The sequence below is a fragment of the Geodermatophilus dictyosporus genome, assembly GCF_900115505.1.
Classification (GTDB): domain Bacteria; phylum Actinomycetota; class Actinomycetes; order Mycobacteriales; family Geodermatophilaceae; genus Geodermatophilus; species Geodermatophilus dictyosporus.
In genome coordinates, this window is record NZ_FOWQ01000003.1 from 415024 (window position 1) to 433268 (window position 18245).

Genomic DNA, 18245 nt, shown 5'->3' on the forward strand with positions numbered 1-18245 from the left:
CAGCGAGGGGTGGGGGGCAAGGGGGTCCTTCTTCAGCTGTAGCGGTCGAGGATCGAGGTCTCGGCCAGCCGGGAGAGGCCCTCGCGGATGCCGCGGGCGCGGGCCTCGCCGACGCCCTCGACGGCCAGCAGGTCCTCGATGGTGGCCGCCAGCAGCTTCTGCAGGCCGCCGAAGTGGTCGACCAGCCGGTCGATGATCCCGGACGGCAGCCGGGGCACGCGCGCCAGCAGCCGGTAACCGCGGGGGCTGACGGGGGAGTCGAGGGCCTCGGCCGAGGTGGGCAGCCCGTAGCAGCGGGAGACGGCGGAGAGGTCGAGCAGCTCGGTGGCCGACAGCGCCCGCAGGTCGGTGAGCACCTGGTCGATGCTGCGCGGCCGCCGTCCGCCCCCGCCCGGCAGGTAGTCGCGGACCAGCAGCGCGCGGTCCTCCTCGACCCCGGCCAGCATCTCGTCGAGCTGCAGGGCCAGCAGCCGGCCGTCGGTGCCCAGCTCGACGACGAAGCCCTCGATCTCGTCGGCGATCCGGCGCACCATCTCCAGCCGCTGGCTGACGCTCATCGCGTCGCGGACGGTGACCAGGTCCTCGATCTCCAGCGCCGACAGGGTGCTGGCCACCTCGTCGAGGCGCAGCTTGTAGCGCTCCAGCGCGGCCAGCGCCTGGTTGGCGCGCGCGAGGATCGTCGTCGGGTGCTCGAGGGTGTAGCGCCGGCCGGCGACGTAGACGCTGATGATGTGCATGGACTGGCTGACCGAGATGACCGGGAAGCCGGTCTGCACGGCCACCCGCTCGGCGGTGCGGTGCCGGGTGCCCGACTCCTCGGTGGGGACCGTCGGGTCGGGCATCAGGTGCACGCCGGCGCGCACGATGCGCAGCCCGTCGGAGGACAGGATGACCGCGCCGTCCATCTTGGCCAGCTCCCGCAGCCGGGTGGCCGAGAGCGCGACGTCGAGGGCGAACCCGCCTGTGCAGATGGACTCCACGACCCGGTCGTAGCCGAGCGCGATCAGGGCACCGGTGCGCCCGGCCAGGATCCGCTCCAGACCGTCGCGCAGCGCCGTCCCGGGGGCGATGCGGCCGAGGAGCTCCCGGAGGGCGACCTCGGAGTCCACAGCGGGCGGCACGGGCGCTCCTGACGTCGACGTGGTCCGGCGGCCGAGTCTACGTGGCACGCCGTCCGGCCGGTCGCCAGCGGGGTGCGGGGGCCGGCCGGCTCACCCGGGGAACAGCGAGGACAGCGCCGCGCCGAGGTCGGGCACCTCCATCAGCCGGATGCCCTTCGGGGCGGGGCCGGCGTCGGGCGGCACCAGCGCCAGCCGGTAGCCCTGCCGGGCGGCCTCGGCCAGCCGCCGGCCGGTGCCGCCGACCCGCCGGATCTCGCCGGACAGCCCGACCTCGCCGAGCGCGACCATCCCCTCGGGCAGGGGCGTGTCCCGGGACGCCGAGGCGATGGCCAGCGCCAGCGCCAGGTCGGCCGCGGGCTCGGCGATCCTCACCCCGCCGACGGAGGCGGCGAAGACGTCGGCGTCGGCCAGCCGCACGCCGCCCCGCCGCTCGACGACGGCGTTGACCATGGCCACCCGCTGGGAGTCCAGGCCGCTGACCGCCCGCCGCGGGGAGCCGCCGCCGGCGCTGGTGGCCACCAGCGCCTGGACCTCGGCCAGCAGCGGCCGGCTGCCCTCCATGGTCACGGTGACGCAGCTGCCCGGCACCGCGGCGGTGCGCCGGGAGACGAACAGGTGCGAGGGGTCGGGGACGCCGACCACGCCGCCGTCGCCGATCTCGAAGCAGCCGATCTCGTCGGCGGGGCCGAAGCGGTTCTTGGTGGCCCGCACCAGGCGCAGCGTGGAGTGCCGCTCGCCGTCGAAGGAGACGACGACGTCGACGAGGTGCTCCAGCGACCGCGGGCCGGCGATCGCGCCGTCCTTGGTGACGTGCCCGACCAGGATGGTGGTCATCCCGCGCGACTTGGCGACGGCGGTGAGCGCGGTGGCCACCGCCCGCACCTGGGTGGCGCCGCCGTCGGTGCCGTCGACGGCGGGGGAGCGGACGGTCTGCACGCTGTCGAGGACCAGCAGCGACGGGGCCACCTGCTCGACGTGGGCCAGCACCGCCGACAGCTCGGTCTCCGCGGCGAGGTAGAGCCGGTCGTGCAGGGCGCCGATCCGCTCGGCGCGCAGCCGCACCTGGGCCGCGGACTCCTCCCCGGACACCACCAGCGTCGGCCCGTTGCCCGCCGCGACCCGGTGGGCGACCTCGAGCAGCAGCGTGGACTTGCCCACCCCGGGCTCGCCGGCGACCAGGACCACCGCGCCGGGCACCAGTCCGCCGCCGAGCACCCGGTCGAACTCGGGGATGCCGGTGGGGACGGCGCGCGCGCCGGTCAGCTCGACCTGGCCGATCGGCCGGGCGGGGGCGGTGACCGGGCCGGCCGCGACCGAGCGGAGCGCGGCGGCCGGCGGGCCGGCCTCCTGCAGGGTGCCCCAGGCCTGGCACTCGGGGCAGCGGCCGACCCACTTCGCCGAGGCGTAGCCGCACTCGGTGCAGCGGTGGGCGGGACGAGCGGCCTTCACTCCGGACGGGGGCATGCCGCCACGGTAGGTGCGGCTACTGACACTCCCGGGGAGGAGGCAGGGGACCCTGCGTCACTCCGCCTCGGTGTTGGGCTCGTCCGACTCCTCCTCGGTGTCGAAGTGGAAGGGCTCGCCGCGCTCGAGCTCCTCCTCGGGCCCCGCCACGAGCACCTGCACGGTGATCTCGCCGGCCTGCTCAAAGGTGAAGGTCAGCGTCAGGTTCTGCCCGGGGGTGAGCGGCTCGGCGAGGTCCTGCAGCGTCACCGTCGCACCGTCCTCCCGCCCGATGTAGAGGGCGGTGTCGGCAGGGATGTCCAGCGACAGCTGGGAGCTCGCCGTCGGGGAGGCACTGGTGGGCGTGGCGGCGGTCGGCGGTGCGGCCGGGGTGGCGCCGGTCGTGCCCGGGGTCGGCGTGGCCGTGGGCTGGTTGCCCGCGGGGGAGGACGGCGAGGGCGTGGGGCCGGTGGCGGCCACCTGCAGGCCGCTGAAGCCCTCGCCCTCGATGTCGGTGAGCGTGTCGTCGGCGTTCGAGGCGTTGATGATCGTGACGATCAGCTCGGCGTCGTCGCCCTCCTCGTACTGCCCCTCCTCGGGGTAGGCGAGCAGCACCTGGCGCAGCAGGATGTCCTCGACCTGCGCCTGGGGGCCGACCTTGTCGCGGTCCTGCGTGCCGGTCTGGGACACCTGCCCGGCGCTGCAGGCACCGAGGGCGACCGGGGCGATCACGAGGGCACCCATCACGGCGGCGCGCTTCGCGCGGTTCACAGCGGTCGACCTCCAGCGGGAACACGTGCCGGCCACCGGAGGGATCGGTGGCCCGAGTCGCGCCGAGCCTAACGGTCGACCCACCATGTCCGCCGGGAGGTGAGGCGGATGGAGCGACCGGGAACGGGCGGCGCCGGCGCGGAGGGGCGCGACCCGGCGCTGGCGGACTTCCCCGAGCGGTCGCCGGGCACCCGCCGCTGGCTGTTCGCCGACCAGCTCGGCCCGCACTTCCTCGACTGCCCCGGCCAGCCGGTGCTGCTCGTCGAGTCGAAGGCCGTCTTCGCCCGCCGCCGCTTCCACCGGCAGAAGGCCCACCTGGTGCTCTCGGCGCTGCGCCACCGGGCCGCCGAGCTCGGCGAGCAGGCGCACCTGCACCAGGTCACCACCTACGCCGAGGCCCTCGACCGCTACGACGAGCCGCTGAGCGTCTGTGCGCCGACCACCTGGAGCAGCCGCGACTACGTGCTGCGCCGCCGCGACCTGCAGGTGCTCGCCGCGCGCGGGTTCGTCAGCAGCCAGGACGAGTTCGCCCGCTGGGCGGAGGGCCGCGGGGGCCGCCGGCTGCTGATGGAGGACTTCTACCGCGACGCCCGCCGCCGGCTCGGCGTCCTGATGGACGGCGTCGAGCCGCTGGGCGGACGGTGGAACTACGACCAGGAGAACCGCGAGCCCGCACCGCGCGACGGTCGTTCGCCGGCCCCGGAGCCGTGGTGGCCGGCCGAGGACGAGATCGACGAGCAGGTGCGCGCCGACCTCGACCGCTGGGAGGCCGACGGCGAGGTCGCCTTCGTCGGTGACGACGGCCCGCGGCTGTTCCCGGTGACCCGCGAGGAGGCGCTCACCCGGCTGCACGACTTCCTCACCCAGCGGCTGGGCGTCTTCGGCCCGCACGAGGACGCGATGCTCGCCGGCGAGCGCTGGCTGGCCCACTCGCTGCTGTCGCCGGCGATGAACCTCGGCCTGCTGGACCCGCTGGAGGTGGTGCAGGCCGCCGAGGGCGTCGCCCGGGCCCGCGCCGCCGACGGCGACCCGCTGCCGCTCAACAGCGTCGAGGGCTTCGTCCGGCAGGTCATGGGCTGGCGCGACTACATCTGGCACACCTACTGGCACTTCGGCCGGCACTACCGGCACGCCAACTTCCTGCGCGCGACCGAGCCGGTGCCGCAGTGGCTGGCCGACCTCGACGACTCCGCCGTCGACGCCGCGTGCCTGTCCGGCGTGCTCGGCGACCTGCGGCGCGACGGCTGGGTGCACCACATCCCGCGGCTGATGGTGCTGGGCAACTACGCGCTGCAGCGCGGCATCGACCCGCTGGCGATGACCGACTGGTTCCACCGCACCTTCGTCGACGGCTACGACTGGGTGATGGTCGCCAACGTCGTCGGCATGAGCCAGCACGGCGACGGCGGGGCGCTGGCCACCAAGCCCTACGCGGCCGGCGGCGCCTACATCGACCGGATGAGCGACTACTGCGGCGGCTGCCCCTACGACCCCCGGCAGCGCCTGGGCGAGGACGCCTGCCCCTACACCGCCGGCTACTGGGCCTTCCTCGAGCGCAACCGCGAGCGGCTGGCCGGCAACCAGCGGATGCGCCGCCCGCTGCAGGGTCTCGACCGGCTCAAGGGCCTCCCGGAGGTCGTCGAGCAGGAGGCCGCCCGCGGCACCAGCCCGCCCTGACCGCCCCCTGACCGGGGGACAGGGGTCCAGTTCCGGCCCGCGCCTGCCGATGCCTCCTCCGCACAGGAGGAACGGCAGGAGGTGCGCATGGCGACGGGACCGGCGTTCGACGACGTCCTCGCGGCGGCCCGGGCGGGCGCCGCGTGGGCCTTCGAGGTCCTCTACCGGGACCTCTCCCCGGCGGTGACCGGCTACCTGCGGCTGCACGGCGCCGCGGACGCCGACGACCTGGCCAGCGAGACGTTCCTCGCGGTGTTCCGGGGCCTCGGCGGCTTCTCCGGCGACGAGGCCGCGCTGCGCTCGTGGGTGTTCACCATCGCCCACCGGCGGCTGGTCGACGAGTGGCGCCGGCGCAGCCGCCGTCCGCAGCCGGCCGACGACGCCGGCGACGCGCTGGCCGAGACGCCCGGCGGCGACGTGGAGGACGACGTCCTGGTCCGGCTGGGCACCGAGGCCGTGCACCGGATGTGCGCGGACCTGCCCGCGGACCAGCGCTCGGTGCTGCTGCTGCGGGTGCTCGCCGACCTCACCGTCGAGCAGGTGGCGACCGTGATGGGCCGCTCGACCGGCGCGGTCAAGGCCCTGCAGCGGCGCGGGCTGCGGACCCTGCGCGCCCGCCTCGAACCGGCCGGGACCCCCCGGACGGGTGAGACGGCTGTGGCGGTGCGCGCACCCTTCCCGGCCCGCCCGGCGATGACGGGAGCGAGATGACCACGCCAGCCGACGTCCGGACCGACGAGGAGGCCTTCGCGGCCTGCCTCGCCGGCCGGCCCGTGCCCGAGGGTGCCGCGCACCTGACCGCGTTCACCGACGCGGTCCGGGCCGGTGCCGCCGCCCCCGGGCGGCCCTCCGCGGCCCTGGCCGAGCTGCTGGCCACCGGTCTGCTCACCGACCAGTCGGAACCGTCCACGCGGACGACCGGGCACCCCGCCCGGGCCTCACGGAAGAGACCCCGCATGATCCTCAGCACCCTCACCGCCAAGCTCGCCGCCGCCGGCGTCGCCGCCAAGTGCGCCGCCGCCACCGGCGCCGTCGCCCTCGCCCTGACCGGTACGGCCACCACCGTCACCCTCGCGGGCTCGGAGGACACCGTCGTCCAGTCCGAGGACGGCTCGGTCGCCCCGGTCGACGACACGACCGGGCAGGAGCCCACCGTGCCCACCGGCGAGGAGCCCACCGAGCCGACCACGGAGCCGACCGAGCCCATCACGGAGCCGACGGAGCTGATCACGGAGCCCACCGACCCGGGCGCCGGGGAACCGACCGACGGCGGGGAGTCGACGGACGGCGAGGACCCGGCCACCGAGGACCGGACCACCCCGACCCCGGACGACGCCGCCGCGGCCGCAGCGTGGACTCAGGGGCCCCGGCCCGGCCAGTCCTTCGGTGACTGGGTGAGCGAGGGCGCGCGCAACGGCTGGTCGACCGGCCAGGCCGTCAGCGAGGCCGCGCACCAGCGCAACGAGGACCGCCGCACCGAGCGCGAGGCCGCCCGCGGCGCGACCCCGGCGCAGCCGGCGCCCGTGCAGCCCGCCCCCGCCCCGCAGCCGGTGACCGAGGAGGCCGCACCCGCCCCGGCTCCGGCCCCCGCGCCCGCCGCGACCAGCGGGAACGGCAACGGCCACGGCCACGGCCACGGCAACGGCGGTGGCAACGGGAACGGTGGCGGCAACGGCCGCAAGTGAGCCAGGGCGGGGCCGCGCTCAGGTGAGCGCGGCCCCGCCGGCCACCAGCAGCACCACGTCGAGCACCGTCAGCAGCAGCACCGCCGGGAAGGCCGCCCGGCGGAAGCGGGCCGTCCCGGCCAGCGCCGCGACGACGACCGCCGGCACCGCCAGCGCCAGCCCGGCCCAGCCCCACGGGGCGGGCGGGCCGGCCGGGCCCAGGACCAGCACCAGCGACGCGGTCCCCAGCAGCAGCGCCCCCAGTGCCGCCGACGCCTGCGCGCCCAGCCGGTGCGGCAGCCCCCGCACCCCGGTGGCGAGGTCGTCGTCGAGGTCGGGGGCGACGTTGGCCAGGTGCGCCGCCGCGCCCAGCGCGGCCCCGGCCGCGGGCAGCCACCACGGCGCCACCGGCACCCCCGGCGCGGCGGCCACGACCCCGGCCGGCAGCGCGCCGAAGCCGGTGACGTAGGGCAGTGCCGAGGCCGCGGTCCGCTTGAGCCCGGCGTTGTAGGCCCACCCGCTGGCCACCAGGACCAGCAGCAGCAGGCCGGGCACCGGGCCGAGCAGCAGCGAGAGGACGACGGCCGCCGCGGCCGCCGCGAGCGCCGCCGTCCGCAGCACGGCGGGGGCCACGGCGCCCTGCACGACGGGCTTGTCGGCCCGGGCGACGGCCCTGTCGCGGTCGGCGTCGAGCCAGTCGTTGCTCCAGCCGATGGAGGCCTGACCTGCGAGGACGGCCATCCCCACGAGCGCCACGCGCCCGGCGGGCAGGCCCGCGGCGACGGCGAGCAGGGTCGCCACGACCGTCACCGCGGCCGCCGGCGGGGCGTGCGTGGCGAGCACGAGGGCCCGCACGAGAGGGACCCGCGAGGGGTGCGCACGCACACCGACCACGCCTCTGTCAACCCCTCCCGGAGACTTCACCAGGCCTCTGACCTGCGCATATGAGCAGACGGATCTGTCCGGCCGACAGTGTGCCGTGCTAACCTGGGGTCAGCGAAAGGGGTCACAATCACATGGGCTTCACTGTCGGCGAGACCGTCGTCTACCCGCACCACGGTGCCGCGCTGATCGAGGCGATCGAGACGCGGGTCATCAAGGGTGAAGAGAGGGCCTACCTCGTGCTGAAGGTCGCCCAGGGCGACCTGACCGTGCGCGTGCCGGCCGACAACGCAGAGATCGTCGGCGTCCGCGACGTCGTCGGGCAGGACGGGCTGAACCGGGTGTTCGAGGTCCTGCGGGCCCCGCACACCGAGGAGCCGACCAACTGGTCGCGCCGCTACAAGGCCAACCTCGAGAAACTGGCCTCCGGTGACGTGAACAAGGTGGCCGAGGTCGTCCGCGACCTGTGGCGCCGCGACAAGGACCGTGGCCTCTCCGCCGGCGAGAAGCGGATGCTGTCCAAGGCCCGCCAGATCCTGGTCAGCGAGCTCGCGCTCGCCGAGGGCACCAACGAGGACAAGGCCGAGGTCCTGCTCGACGAGGTCCTCGCCAGCTGAACCCCCCGCACCCTCTGCTCCACCCGGCCACTCCCGTGTCCGCTGTCGGCGTCGTCGCAGCGGCCGGGAGTGGCTCGCGTCTGGGGGCCGACCGGCCGAAGGCGCTCGTCGAGCTGGCCGGCCGGCCGCTGGTCGCCTGGGCGGTCGAGACCCTGCTCGCCGGCGGGGTCGACGAGGTGGTGGTGACCGTCCCCGCCGCCGAGCGGGCGGCCTTCGCCGCCGCGCTCCCCGGCCGCGTGCAGCTCGTCGAGGGCGGCGCCACCCGCACCGCCTCGGTGCGCGCCGGCCTGGCCGCCGCCGGCCCGGGCGCCGACGTCGTCCTCGTGCACGACGCGGCCCGCCCGCTCACCCCGCCCGACGTCGTCGCCCGCGTGCTCGCCGCGCTTGCGGCCGGCGCCCCCGCCGTCGTCCCGGTGCTGCCGGTCGTCGACACGACCGTGGTCGTCGACGACGGCGGCCTGGTCGCCGACGCCGTGCCACGGGCTCGGCTGCGCCGGGTGCAGACACCGCAGGGCTTCGACCGCGCGACCCTGCTCGCCGCCTACGCCGGCCTGCCCGAGGGCGTCGAGCTCACCGACGACGCGGCCGTGGTGCGCGCCGCCGGCGTCCCGGTGGCCACCGTCGACGGCGACGAGCGCGCCGCGAAGGTGACCGTGCCGCACGACCTGCACCTCGCCGGGCTGCAGGTGGCCCGGTGACCGGGTTGCCGCGGGTGGGTCTCGGCGTCGACGTGCACCCGGTCGAGGCCGGGCGCCCCTGCCGGCTGGCCGGCCTGGAGTGGCCCGGCGCCGACGGCTGCGCCGGGCACTCCGACGGCGACGTCGTGGCGCACGCCCTCACCGACGCCGTCCTGTCGGCCGCCGGGCTCGGTGACATCGGCGGGCTGCTGGGCACCGACGACCCGCGCTGGGCCGGCGCCCGCGGCGTCGCCGTCCTCGAGCACGTGCGGGAGACCCTCGCCGCGGCCGGCTGGCGGGTCGGCAACGCCGCCGTGCAGCTGGTCGCCCCGACGCCGAAGCTCGGTCCGCGCCGCGCGGAGGCCGAGGCGGCGCTGTCGGCGGCGCTGGGTGCGCCGGTGAGCGTCACCGCCACCACCACCGACGGGCTGGGCCTGGTCGGGCGGGGCGAGGGCCGGGCGGCGATCGCCACCGCGCTGGTCGTCGGGACGGGGTCCGTGGACTCCGCGCCCCGCTGACGCAGCCCTCCGTAGACTCCGCGCAGTGAGCCTCCGCCTGTACGACACGGCCGCCCGCGCGGTCCGCGACTTCACGCCCCTGCGTGCGGGACAGGCCTCCGTGTACGTCTGCGGGCTCACCGTGCAGGGGCCGCCGCACGTCGGGCACGTGCGCGCCGCGCTGGTCTTCGACGTGCTGCGCAGCTGGCTGGAGCGCGGGCACGGCCTCGACGTCACGCTGGTCCGCAACGTCACCGACATCGACGACAAGATCCTCACCAAGGCCGCCGACGCCGGCGTCCCGTGGTGGGCGTGGGCCTACACCAACGAGCTGGCCTGCACCCGCGCCTACGACGTCCTCGGCGTCCGGCCGCCCACCTACGAGCCGCGCGCCACCGGGCACGTGCCCGACATGGTCGAGCTCGTCGAGCGGCTGGTCGAGCGCGGGCACGCCTACGCCGTCGACGGCGACGTCTACTTCGACGTCCGCTCGTTCCCGGAGTACGGCGCGCTGACCCGCCAGCGGCTCGAGGACCTCGAGGCGGCCGGCGACACCGACACCGACGAGCGCAAGCGCGACCCCCGCGACTTCGCGCTGTGGAAGGCGCACAAGCCCGGCGAGCCGGACACCGCGGCCTGGCCGACGCCGTGGGGCCGCGGCCGGCCGGGCTGGCACCTGGAGTGCTCGGCGATGGCCGGGCGCTACCTCGGTCCGGACTTCGACGTCCACGGCGGCGGGCTGGACCTGCGCTTCCCGCACCACGAGAACGAGCAGGCCCAGTCGCGCGCGGCCGGCGACGGGTTCGCCCGGTACTGGCTGCACAACGGCTGGGTCACCCTCGGCGGCGAGAAGATGAGCAAGTCGCTGGGCAACACCGCGCTGGTCGACGAGGTGGTGCAGCGCGTGCGGCCGGTGGAGCTGCGCTACTACCTGGTCGCCCCGCACTACCGGTCGACGATCGAGTTCACCGACGCCGCGCTCGCCGAGGCCGGTGCCGCCTACCGGCGGATCGAGTCGTTCGTGCAGCGGGCCGCCGAGCGGGTGGGCGCCGAGCACGGGGCCGACCTCCCCGACGCCTTCCGCGCCGCGATGGACGACGACCTGGGCACCCCGGCCGCCGTCGCCGTCGTGCACGACACCGTCCGGCAGGGCAACACCGCCCTGGCCGACGGCGACGCCGCCGCCACCGCCGCCGTCCTGGGCCCGGTGCGCGCGATGCTCGCCGTGCTCGGCCTGGACCCGCTCGACCCGCGGTGGGCCGGCGGCGGTGGGGACCGGCTGGCCGAGGTGACCGACGGGCTGGTCCGGCTGGCGCTCGACCAGCGCCAGGCCGCCCGCGCGCGCAAGGACTACGCGGCGGCCGACGCGCTGCGCGACCAGCTCACCGCCCTCGGCGTGCAGGTCGAGGACACCCCGCAGGGACCCCGATGGGAGCTGACCCGCTGATGGCCGGCAACAGCCAGCGCCGCGGCCGCACGACCGGTGCGGGCAAGAAGACCGCCACCGCGGGCACGGGCGGCAAGAACCGCCGGTCCCTGGCCGGCCGCGGGGCGACGCCGCCGGCCGAGATGCGCAAGGGGCACCCGGCGCAGCGCAAGGCCCAGGCCGACGCGCGTCGCCGGACCGAGCGGGACCGCAGCCGCCAGCGGGCCGAGGAGACCCCGGAGCTGCTGCTCGGCCGCAACCCGGTGGTCGAGGCGCTGCGCGCCGAGATCCCGGCGACCGCCCTCTACGTCGTCACGGGGGAGTCCACGCGCACCGACGAGCGGGTCGCCGAGGCCGTGCAGCTCGCCGGCGACCGCGGCCTGCCGCTGCTGGAGGTGGGCAAGGCCGAGTTCGACCGGATGTCGAACGGCGCGCTGCACCAGGGCATCGGCCTGCAGGTGCCGCCGTACGACTACGCGCACCCCGACGACCTGCTCGACCTCGCACGCGACTCCGGCCGCCCACCGCTGGTGGTGGCCATGGACGGCGTCACCGACCCGCGCAACCTCGGCGCCGTCGTCCGCTCGGCGGCCGCGTTCGCCGCGCACGGGGTCGTCGTCCCGCAGCGCCGCGCCGTCGGGATGACCGCCTCGGCCTGGCGGACCAGCGCGGGGGCCGCCGCCCGCCTGCCGGTGGCCCGCGCGGTCAACCTCGCCCGCGCGCTGGCCTCCTACCAGGACGCCGGGCTGATGACCGTGGGCCTGGCCGGGGACGGCGACACCGACCTGCACGACTTCGACGGCCTCGCCGACCCGGTGGCGCTGGTCGTCGGTGCGGAGGGGACGGGACTGTCGCGGCTGGTGCGCGAGCGCTGCGACGTCGTCCTGCGCATCCCGATCGCCCGCGACACCGAGTCGCTCAACGTCAGCGTCGCCGCCGGCATCGCCCTCTACGCGGCCGCCCAGGCGCGCCGGTAGCGGCCGCGCCGCTCAGCCGAGCAGCTGGGCGACGGTGTAGATCACCAGGCCGGCCAGGCCGCCGACGACGGTGCCGTTGATGCGGATGAACTGCAGGTCGCGGCCCACCTGCAGCTCGATGCGGCGGCTGGTCTCCTCGGTGTCCCAGCGGGCGACGGTGGCGCCGACGACGTCGGCCAGCTCGCCGGCGAACCGGTCGACCAGGTAGCCGGCCACCCGCACCGACTGCCGCTGCACCCGCTCGCGCACCCGAGGGTCGGTCTGCAGCAGCCGGGCGGCGTCGCGGACGAGCCCGGCCACCCGCGCCCGCAGCTCGGAGTCGGGGTCGGCGGCGGCGGCGAGGAACGCGGTCTTGGCGCTGGTCCACAGCGACGAGGACCAGGTGCGCACCGCCGGGTGCTCGAGGAGCTCCTTCTTGAACGCCTCGACCCGCGCGGCGGTGTCGGGGTCGGTGCGCAGCGCGTGCACGTAGACGCGCAGCCGGGCGTCGTAGACCCGGCGCAGCTCGTGGTGCCGGTCGGCGCCGACCTCGTCGAGGAAGGTCTGCACCCCGGCGAAGACCCGGTCGAACACCCGGTCGTCGACCCAGTCGGGCACCCAGGCGGGGGAGGCGTCGCCGAGCTGGGCGCGGAACACCACCCGGTTGTCCTCGAGGAAGCGGGCCAGGTAGCGCAGTGCCGCCGAGAGCACCTCCTGGTGCCGGTCGCCGTCGACGACCAGCTCGAGCACCCGCGCCAGCACCGGCGCGGCCGGCGTCTCGTGCAGCTTGCGGTCGACCAGCCCGGCGACGGCGTCCTGCACGTCGTCGTCGCGCAGCAGGTCGGTGACCCCGGTCAGCGCGACCGCGGCGTCGGCGGCCAGCCGCTCGGCCCGGCCCGGGGCGGCGAGGAAGCCCCCGAGCCGGCCGGGGACGTCGACGGTGGCGAGCTTGTCCTCGACGACGCCGCGGGTCAGGAAGTTCTCCTGCACGAACGTGCCCAGGCTGGCCCCGATCTGGTCCTTCTTGCGCGGGATGATCGCCGTGTGCGGGATCGGGATCCGCAGCGGGTGCCGGAACAGCGCGGTGACGGCGAACCAGTCGGCCAGCGCGCCGACCATCGAGGCCTCGGCGGTGGCCCGCACGTAGCCGACCCACGCGCCGGCGTCCTCCCCGACCAGCACGCAGACCAGGAACACCGCCGCGGCCAGCAGGAACAGGCCGGTGGCCAGCCGCTTCATCCGGCGCAGGCCCTCGGCGCGCTCCGGGTCGTCCAGCGAGGAGGCCAGCGGGACGCTCGGGGACGACGACACCCTCCCGAGCGTAGGAGGCCCGGGAGGGTGCCGTCGGGGCGTGGGGATCAGCTGTCGCTGCTGCCGAGGGTGACCTCCACGGTCGAGGTCCGGCCGTCGCGGCGGACGGTCAGCGTCACCTCCTCACCGGGGGCCCTGCTGCGCACCGCGGCGGTGAGCTCGGTGGAGGTGGTCACCGCCCGGTCGCCGACGGCGGTCACGACGTCGCCGGCCTGCAGCCCGGCCCAGGCCGCCGCGCCGCCGGACTGCACCTGCACGACCTGCGCGCCGGTGCCGACCTCGCTGTTGGCGTCGCTGGCCGCGGTCTGCGCCTGCACCCCGAGGACGGCGTGGGTGGCCGAGCCGGTGGCGATGATCTCCTCGGCGATGCGCTGGGCGGTGTTGCTCGGGATGGCGAAGCCGACGCCGATGTTGCCGCTCTGCGTCTGCTGGCCGGGCACCCCCGAGGCCACCGAGGCGATGGCGGTGTTGATGCCGATGACCTCGCCGGCGGCGTCGACCAGCGCACCGCCGGAGTTGCCCGGGTTGATCGCCGCGTCGGTCTGCAGCGCGTCGATGACCGTCGCGTCGTCCTGGGTGGAACCGGTGGCCACCGCGCGGTTCGTCGCGCTGACGATCCCGTCGGTGACGGTGTCGGACAGTCCGAGCGGGGCGCCGATCGCCACCGCCAGGTCGCCGACCTGCACGTCGTCGGAGTCGGCGAAGGTGGCCGGGGTCAGCCCGTCGGCGCCCTGCAGCTTGACGACCGCCAGGTCCGAGGTCGGGTCGGTGCCGACGACGGTGGCGTCGTAGAGCGTGCCGTCGGAGGTGCGCACCTGGATGGTGGCCCCCTCGGTGCTGCTGTCGAGGGTGACCACGTGGTCGTTGGTGAGCACGTAGCCGTCCGCGGAGAGCAGCACGCCCGAGCCGCTGCCCGACCCCGAGCCGCTGCTGACGTACAGGGTGACGACGCTCGGCGCGGCCTTCGCGGCGGCGGCGGTCACCGCGGTCGCCGTCTCGGGGTCCTTGACGACGACGCTCTGCGCGGTGGCGGCCGTCATCGCGGAGCCGCCGCCGTCCGCGGTGAGCGCGACGACGCCGGCGCCGGCGCCGCCGCCGATGAGCGCGCCGGCGAGCAGGCCGGCGACGCCGAGCCGCACCCGGCCGGCGCGGCGCGGGGCGGAGGCGGGCACGAGCGGCACCAGCGGCGGCGGCACCGTCGCGGTCCCGCCCGAGGGGTGCCAGCCGCCACCGGACGGCGGCGGGGCCCACCCCGGGGTCGCGCCGGTCGGCTGCTGCGCCGGGTGCTGCTGTCCGTCGGTCACTGTCCTGTGCCTCCCTCACGGGCGGCCGTCCGCCGCCCTCGACGACCACGGTCGGCGGAGGGACTGGCGGGGCGCTGGAGGGCGCCTGTGAGGTCGCTGGACGGGCTCAGCGGGGGAGGTCGGCCAGCACCTGCCCCCGCGCGACCAGCTCGGTGACGATCCACACCGCGGCGACCTCGGCGGCCAGCAGCCCGACCAGCACCAGCAGCTGGGCGGCCCCGGCGGCCAGCGGGCTGCCACCGCCCAGCAGCACGCCGACGTAGGCGCCGGGGAGGGTGACCAGGCCCACGGTGCGCGTCTGGTCGAGCGGCGGGACCAGCGCGGTGGCGGCCGAGGGGCGGGCGACGAGGAGGACGGCGTCGCGGGGGAGCAGTCCCAGCGCCAGTGCCGCCTCCACCTCGCCGCGCCGGCCGGCCAGCTCCTCGCGCAGCCGCCGCCCGGCCAGCGACGTCGCCGTCATGGCGCCGCCGACGAGGATCCCGGCCACCGGGACCACCGCCTCGCCGCGCAGCGGCACCGTGCCGCTGGCCAGCACCAGTCCCACCACGGGTCCCGCCCCGCCGACGACGGCCAGTGCCGCCGCCGCGACCCGGCCCGGGGCGCCGGGCGCGCGCAGCGGCAGGCCGCTCACCCGCCCGGCGGCGGTGACCGCCGCGACGGTGAGCATGAGCAGCACGAACGCCGCCGACCGCCACAGCGAGCCGACGACGGCCAGCAGCACCGCCGAGACCGCGGCCAGCTGCACCGTGGCCCGCAGCGCCGCCACGACGACGGGCCGCTCCTGGCCCAGCCCGGACAGCCGGCCGCCGGCCGCGGCCAGGGCGGTGAGCAGCACGAGGACGACGGCCAGGCGCGGCCCGAGGTCGACGACGGAGGTGCCCACGGGCGGCGATCATGCCGCCCACGACTCGGCGGCCCGCGACACGCCCGGCCACGGTGTGCGATCGCGTGGTCGCTGGGTAGGGGCCGGTCCCGGTCGCTCCTCCCGGAGCCGGCCGGGAGCCCCGTGCCCGGCCTGCCCTCCTGGAGGCTGCCCGATGTCCGACCGCGGTCTGCCCGCCCGCCTGCTCCTGGGCGTCGGCGCCCTCGCCCTGACGGCCGTCGTGGTCGTCGGCGGCCTGGCCCTCCGGCCGCCCGGGCTGCTGGCCGTCGGGCTGGCCGCGGTGGTGACCGCCTGCCTGGCCGCCGGGGTGGCCCGCGAGTCGACCGACGGGGGCCCGGCTCCGCTGGAGGCCGCCTGGCGCACCGGCGCGGCCACCATCGTGGTCCTGCTGTTCCTCTCCGGGACGGCCGCGCTCGGCGGCGCCGCGCTCACCGCGTCGGCAGCCGCGCTGCTGGTCGTCGCGGGGCTCGGCGTCTGGCTCCTGCGCGCCGGCCGGCCCGGCGGGCGCCGTCCCGGCCCGACCGCGGTGCCGCCTCCCCCGGTGGCGCCGGCCGGACCGCCGCGGCCCGGGCCCGCCTGGTCGCCGGGCCAGTCCGGCGCCCGCGTGCTGGCCCTGCCGCCGGTGGCGACGCTGTCGACGGTGGCGCTGGGCCGCGAGTGGCTGAGCACCACGGCGGCCCTCGCCGGGCGGCTGGACCCGGCGGCCCGCCAGGCCGTGGTCCGCCGCCGCCAGGAGACGCTCGACGAGCTCGAGCGCCGCGACCCCGAGGGCTTCGCCCGCTGGCTGGCCGAGGGCCCGCTGCCGGGCAGCGACCCCGCCGACTGGCTGCAGGAGGGCCCGGCCGCGGGCACCGCTCCCGCCTGAGCGCCGGAGCCGTCGCGGAGGCCGTTGACCGGTCCCGCCGGACGGTCGGACACTGGCTCCCTCGCGGAGGGGGCCGGTCATGGCATGGGACCTCAGGGGCAGTTACGCCGAGACGTGCTCGTGCGAGCTGATGTGCCCGTGCAACCTCACGATCGACCACGGGGCCACCTACGACTTCTGCCGGGCGACCCTGGCCTTCGACATCCGCGAGGGTCAGGTCGACGGCACCGACGTCCGGGGCCGCAGGGTCGTGACGATCATCGACACGCCGAAGGTCATGACCGACGGCAACTGGCGACTCGGGCTGTTCGTCGACGAGGAGGCCACGGACGAGCAGTTCGACAAGCTCGTCCAGGTCTTCGGTGGGCAGCTCGGCGGCCCGATGGGCGCGCTCGCCCCGCTGGTGGGCGAGGTCGTCGGCGTCGAGCGGGCGGCGATCGAGATGCGCGACGACGGGCTGCTGCACAGCGTCCGTGTCGGGGACGTGATCGACTTCGAGGTCGAGGACATCGTCCCGTTCGGCGTCGAGACCGGGGAGCCGGTCCGCTTCGCCAACATGTTCCACCCGGTCGGGTCGAACCTGACGATGGCCGAGGCGCGGCGCTCCCGGATCGACGCCTTCGGCATCCGGTACGAGGGCAGGACGGGGCTCTCCACCGCTGAGTTCTCCTGGGCCGCCTGAGCCGATGAGCGCCTCGGCGCCGGAGCGGGTCACCGGGGGCCAGGGCCTCGCGCCGGCCCTCGCCGCCGTCCGTGTCCGGTCCGGCCTGGTGGCCGCGCTGTTCGTCCTGGCCGGCGTCGGCTGGTGGTGGACCGTCTCCCGGATGCGGGGCATGGACGAGGGCCCCTGGACCGGCCTCGGGACGCTGGGCTGGTTCCTCTCGGTCTGGGTCGTGATGATGGCCGCGATGATGTTCCCGTCGGTCGCGCCGACGGTCGCGCTGTACTCCCGGATGACCCGGCGGCGGTCCCCGCTGTCGCCCCTGCTGTTCGTGACCGGCTACCTCCTCACGTGGACGGCGGCGGGCCTGCTCGCCTACGCCCTCGCCGCGCTCGTGGACCGGGCCGCCGGCGACGTGCTCGCCTGGGACCGCGCGGGCCGGTGGGTCGCCGGCGCCACCCTCGTCGTCGCGGCGGCCTACGAGCTGACCCCGCTCAAGGACGTCTGCCTCGGGAGGTGCCGCAGCCCGCTCGGGTTCCTGCTGAGCTCGTGGCGGGACGGCCGCCGCGGCGCGCTGCAGATGGGCGCGAGGCACGGCGCGTGGTGCGTCGGCTGCTGCTGGGCGCTGATGGCGTCGCTGTTCGCGCTGGGCGTCATGAGCGTCGTCTGGATGGCGGTCGTCGCGGGGCTGATCGCCGTCGAGAAGACGCTGCCGTGGCGGCGCGTGGCGACCTACGGGACGACGGTCCTGCTCCTCGTCCTGGGCCTGCTCGTGGTGGCCGCGCCGCAGGCGATCCCGGCCCTCACCACTCCCGCCGACCGGATGGGCGAGATGGAGCCGATGCCCTAGCTCCGGGGTCGTCGCGCTCGGCCGCCGGGAGGACCGGCGAGCACCCCGGACCGGGTCGGTCGCCGGCCGGGGCCGGGTCCCTATCCTTGCCCCGGGACCTGTTCCCGTGTCCCGCCGGCGTGGCGCAACTGGTAGCGCACCCGACTTGTAATCGGGCGGTTGGGGGTTCGAGTCCCCCCGTCGGCTCCCTCCCGGGACCCGCTCAGTCGAAGCTGCCCGCCCCGCCCACGCGGTAGGGGTGGCGCTGCTCGACACGGGCGGTCCGGGCGCGCTCGGCCCGCTCCTCGCGCAGCCGGGCGGCGGTACCGGCGGGGTAGCCGGCCTTGGCCACGCGGTGCTCGGTGGTCTCGACCATGAGGGCCAGCGAGTACATGAGCCCGACCAGCAGGCCGCCGAGCGCCGCCGTCAGCCGGTAGGCCGTGCCCACCGGGACGAACATGCACAGCACCACCAGCGGCATGAGCTGCACGACCGAGCGGGACAGGTGCCGGCGCGCCCAGCCGGGGCCGGTGGTGTCGGCGAGCACCCAGGCCGACAACCGCCGGGGCAGCCGGCCGCCGAAGGCGTAGCGGAGCCACTGCCACGGGTTGGGCCGGGCGACGGCGGGGGAGGGGCGGTGCTCGGTGCGCACGCCTCGACG

General features: G+C 76.5%; 19 protein-coding genes and 1 tRNA gene. 12 read left to right on the forward strand and 8 right to left on the reverse strand.

Features of this window, described 5'->3' with window-relative positions; translation table 11 throughout:
* Window positions 1–32: 32 nt before the first annotated feature.
* From disA to BMZ33_RS09250, 3 genes are all read right to left on the reverse strand, one after another.
* Window positions 33–1121, reverse strand: a complete 1089-nt coding sequence (gene disA, locus BMZ33_RS09240; protein WP_091109252.1) for a DNA integrity scanning diadenylate cyclase DisA — start codon at window positions 1119–1121, stop codon at window positions 33–35.
* 90 nt (window positions 1122–1211) lie between these two features.
* Entirely contained in the window at window positions 1212–2585 is a 1374-nt protein-coding gene (gene radA / locus BMZ33_RS09245; protein ID WP_091109253.1) for a DNA repair protein RadA, read from the reverse strand.
* Between the two features lie 57 nt (window positions 2586–2642).
* Window positions 2643–3335 carry a copper chaperone PCu(A)C domain-containing protein gene (locus BMZ33_RS09250; protein ID WP_091109254.1) on the reverse strand — a complete coding sequence of 231 codons (693 nt, stop codon included), beginning with the start codon at window positions 3333–3335 and terminating at the stop codon, window positions 2643–2645.
* A 108-nt stretch (window positions 3336–3443) separates the two neighbouring features.
* Here BMZ33_RS09250 and BMZ33_RS09255 point away from each other — a divergent pair, with 108 nt between their 5' ends.
* The 3 genes from BMZ33_RS09255 (at window position 3444) to BMZ33_RS09265 (ending at window position 6697) form a co-directional block, all read left to right on the forward strand.
* The gene (locus BMZ33_RS09255; protein WP_091109255.1) at window positions 3444–5012 is read left to right on the forward strand and encodes a cryptochrome/photolyase family protein; all 1569 of its coding nucleotides are present in this window, start codon (window positions 3444–3446) and stop codon (window positions 5010–5012) included.
* Window positions 5013–5099: 87 nt separating this feature from the next.
* Window positions 5100–5723 (forward strand): RNA polymerase sigma factor, encoded by a 624-nt coding sequence (locus BMZ33_RS09260; RefSeq protein WP_091109256.1) that lies wholly within the window; start codon window positions 5100–5102, stop codon window positions 5721–5723.
* Window positions 5720–6697: a hypothetical protein gene (locus BMZ33_RS09265; protein WP_091109257.1), complete on the forward strand. Its 978-nt coding sequence runs from the start codon at window positions 5720–5722 to the stop codon at window positions 6695–6697. Before BMZ33_RS09260 ends, BMZ33_RS09265 begins: the two co-directional genes overlap by 4 nt.
* An 18-nt stretch (window positions 6698–6715) precedes the next feature.
* On the opposite strand, the gene BMZ33_RS09270 is transcribed toward BMZ33_RS09265, so the two are convergent.
* Complete coding sequence (locus BMZ33_RS09270) at window positions 6716–7531, reverse strand: UbiA family prenyltransferase (RefSeq protein ID WP_169064099.1); 816 nt, start codon at window positions 7529–7531, stop codon at window positions 6716–6718.
* Window positions 7532–7692: 161 nt separating this feature from the next.
* Here BMZ33_RS09270 and BMZ33_RS09275 point away from each other — a divergent pair, with 161 nt between their 5' ends.
* The 5 genes from BMZ33_RS09275 to rlmB are packed head-to-tail and all read left to right on the forward strand — an operon-like array spanning window position 7693 to window position 11752.
* A complete protein-coding gene (locus BMZ33_RS09275; RefSeq protein ID WP_012946870.1) occupies window positions 7693–8175 on the forward strand; it encodes a CarD family transcriptional regulator in 483 nt (160 codons plus the stop codon).
* A gap of 35 nt (window positions 8176–8210) precedes the next feature.
* On the forward strand, window positions 8211–8873 hold the full coding sequence (gene ispD, locus BMZ33_RS09280; protein ID WP_091109258.1) for a 2-C-methyl-D-erythritol 4-phosphate cytidylyltransferase: 663 nt from the start codon (window positions 8211–8213) through the stop codon (window positions 8871–8873).
* Window positions 8870–9370, forward strand: a complete 501-nt coding sequence (gene ispF / locus BMZ33_RS09285) for a 2-C-methyl-D-erythritol 2,4-cyclodiphosphate synthase (RefSeq protein WP_091109259.1) — start codon at window positions 8870–8872, stop codon at window positions 9368–9370. Before ispD ends, ispF begins: the two co-directional genes overlap by 4 nt.
* Before the next feature lie 25 nt (window positions 9371–9395).
* Window positions 9396–10796 (forward strand): cysteine--tRNA ligase, encoded by a 1401-nt coding sequence (gene cysS / locus BMZ33_RS09290; protein ID WP_091109260.1) that lies wholly within the window; start codon window positions 9396–9398, stop codon window positions 10794–10796.
* The gene (gene rlmB / locus BMZ33_RS09295; protein ID WP_169064100.1) at window positions 10778–11752 is read left to right on the forward strand and encodes a 23S rRNA (guanosine(2251)-2'-O)-methyltransferase RlmB; all 975 of its coding nucleotides are present in this window, start codon (window positions 10778–10780) and stop codon (window positions 11750–11752) included. Before cysS ends, rlmB begins: the two co-directional genes overlap by 19 nt.
* 12 nt (window positions 11753–11764) lie before the next feature.
* Here rlmB and BMZ33_RS09300 read toward each other — a convergent pair whose 3' ends face one another.
* From BMZ33_RS09300 to BMZ33_RS09310, 3 genes are all read right to left on the reverse strand, one after another.
* Window positions 11765–13042 carry a DUF445 domain-containing protein gene (locus tag BMZ33_RS09300; protein WP_091109261.1) on the reverse strand — a complete coding sequence of 426 codons (1278 nt, stop codon included), beginning with the start codon at window positions 13040–13042 and terminating at the stop codon, window positions 11765–11767.
* A gap of 47 nt (window positions 13043–13089) precedes the next feature.
* Window positions 13090–14346 (reverse strand): S1C family serine protease, encoded by a 1257-nt coding sequence (locus BMZ33_RS09305; RefSeq protein WP_091109262.1) that lies wholly within the window; start codon window positions 14344–14346, stop codon window positions 13090–13092.
* Window positions 14347–14452: 106 nt separating this feature from the next.
* Window positions 14453–15229 (reverse strand): ABC transporter permease, encoded by a 777-nt coding sequence (locus BMZ33_RS09310; protein ID WP_091109263.1) that lies wholly within the window; start codon window positions 15227–15229, stop codon window positions 14453–14455.
* A 154-nt stretch (window positions 15230–15383) separates the two neighbouring features.
* On the opposite strand from BMZ33_RS09310, the gene BMZ33_RS09315 reads away from it, so the two are divergent.
* From BMZ33_RS09315 to BMZ33_RS09330, 4 genes are all read left to right on the forward strand, one after another.
* Window positions 15384–16094, forward strand: a complete 711-nt coding sequence (locus tag BMZ33_RS09315; protein WP_091109264.1) for a hypothetical protein — start codon at window positions 15384–15386, stop codon at window positions 16092–16094.
* Between the two features lie 79 nt (window positions 16095–16173).
* A complete protein-coding gene (locus BMZ33_RS09320; protein ID WP_091109265.1) occupies window positions 16174–16776 on the forward strand; it encodes a DUF1326 domain-containing protein in 603 nt (200 codons plus the stop codon).
* 4 nt (window positions 16777–16780) lie between these two features.
* Window positions 16781–17605: a DUF2182 domain-containing protein gene (locus BMZ33_RS09325; protein WP_091109266.1), complete on the forward strand. Its 825-nt coding sequence runs from the start codon at window positions 16781–16783 to the stop codon at window positions 17603–17605.
* A 113-nt stretch (window positions 17606–17718) separates the two neighbouring features.
* Window positions 17719–17791 (forward strand) — tRNA-Thr (locus tag BMZ33_RS09330).
* Window positions 17792–17807: 16 nt separating this feature from the next.
* Here the strand turns inward: BMZ33_RS09330 and BMZ33_RS09335 are convergent.
* The gene (locus BMZ33_RS09335) at window positions 17808–18236 is read right to left on the reverse strand and encodes a DUF5313 family protein (protein ID WP_091109267.1); all 429 of its coding nucleotides are present in this window, start codon (window positions 18234–18236) and stop codon (window positions 17808–17810) included.
* Window positions 18237–18245: the final 9 nt, after the last annotated feature.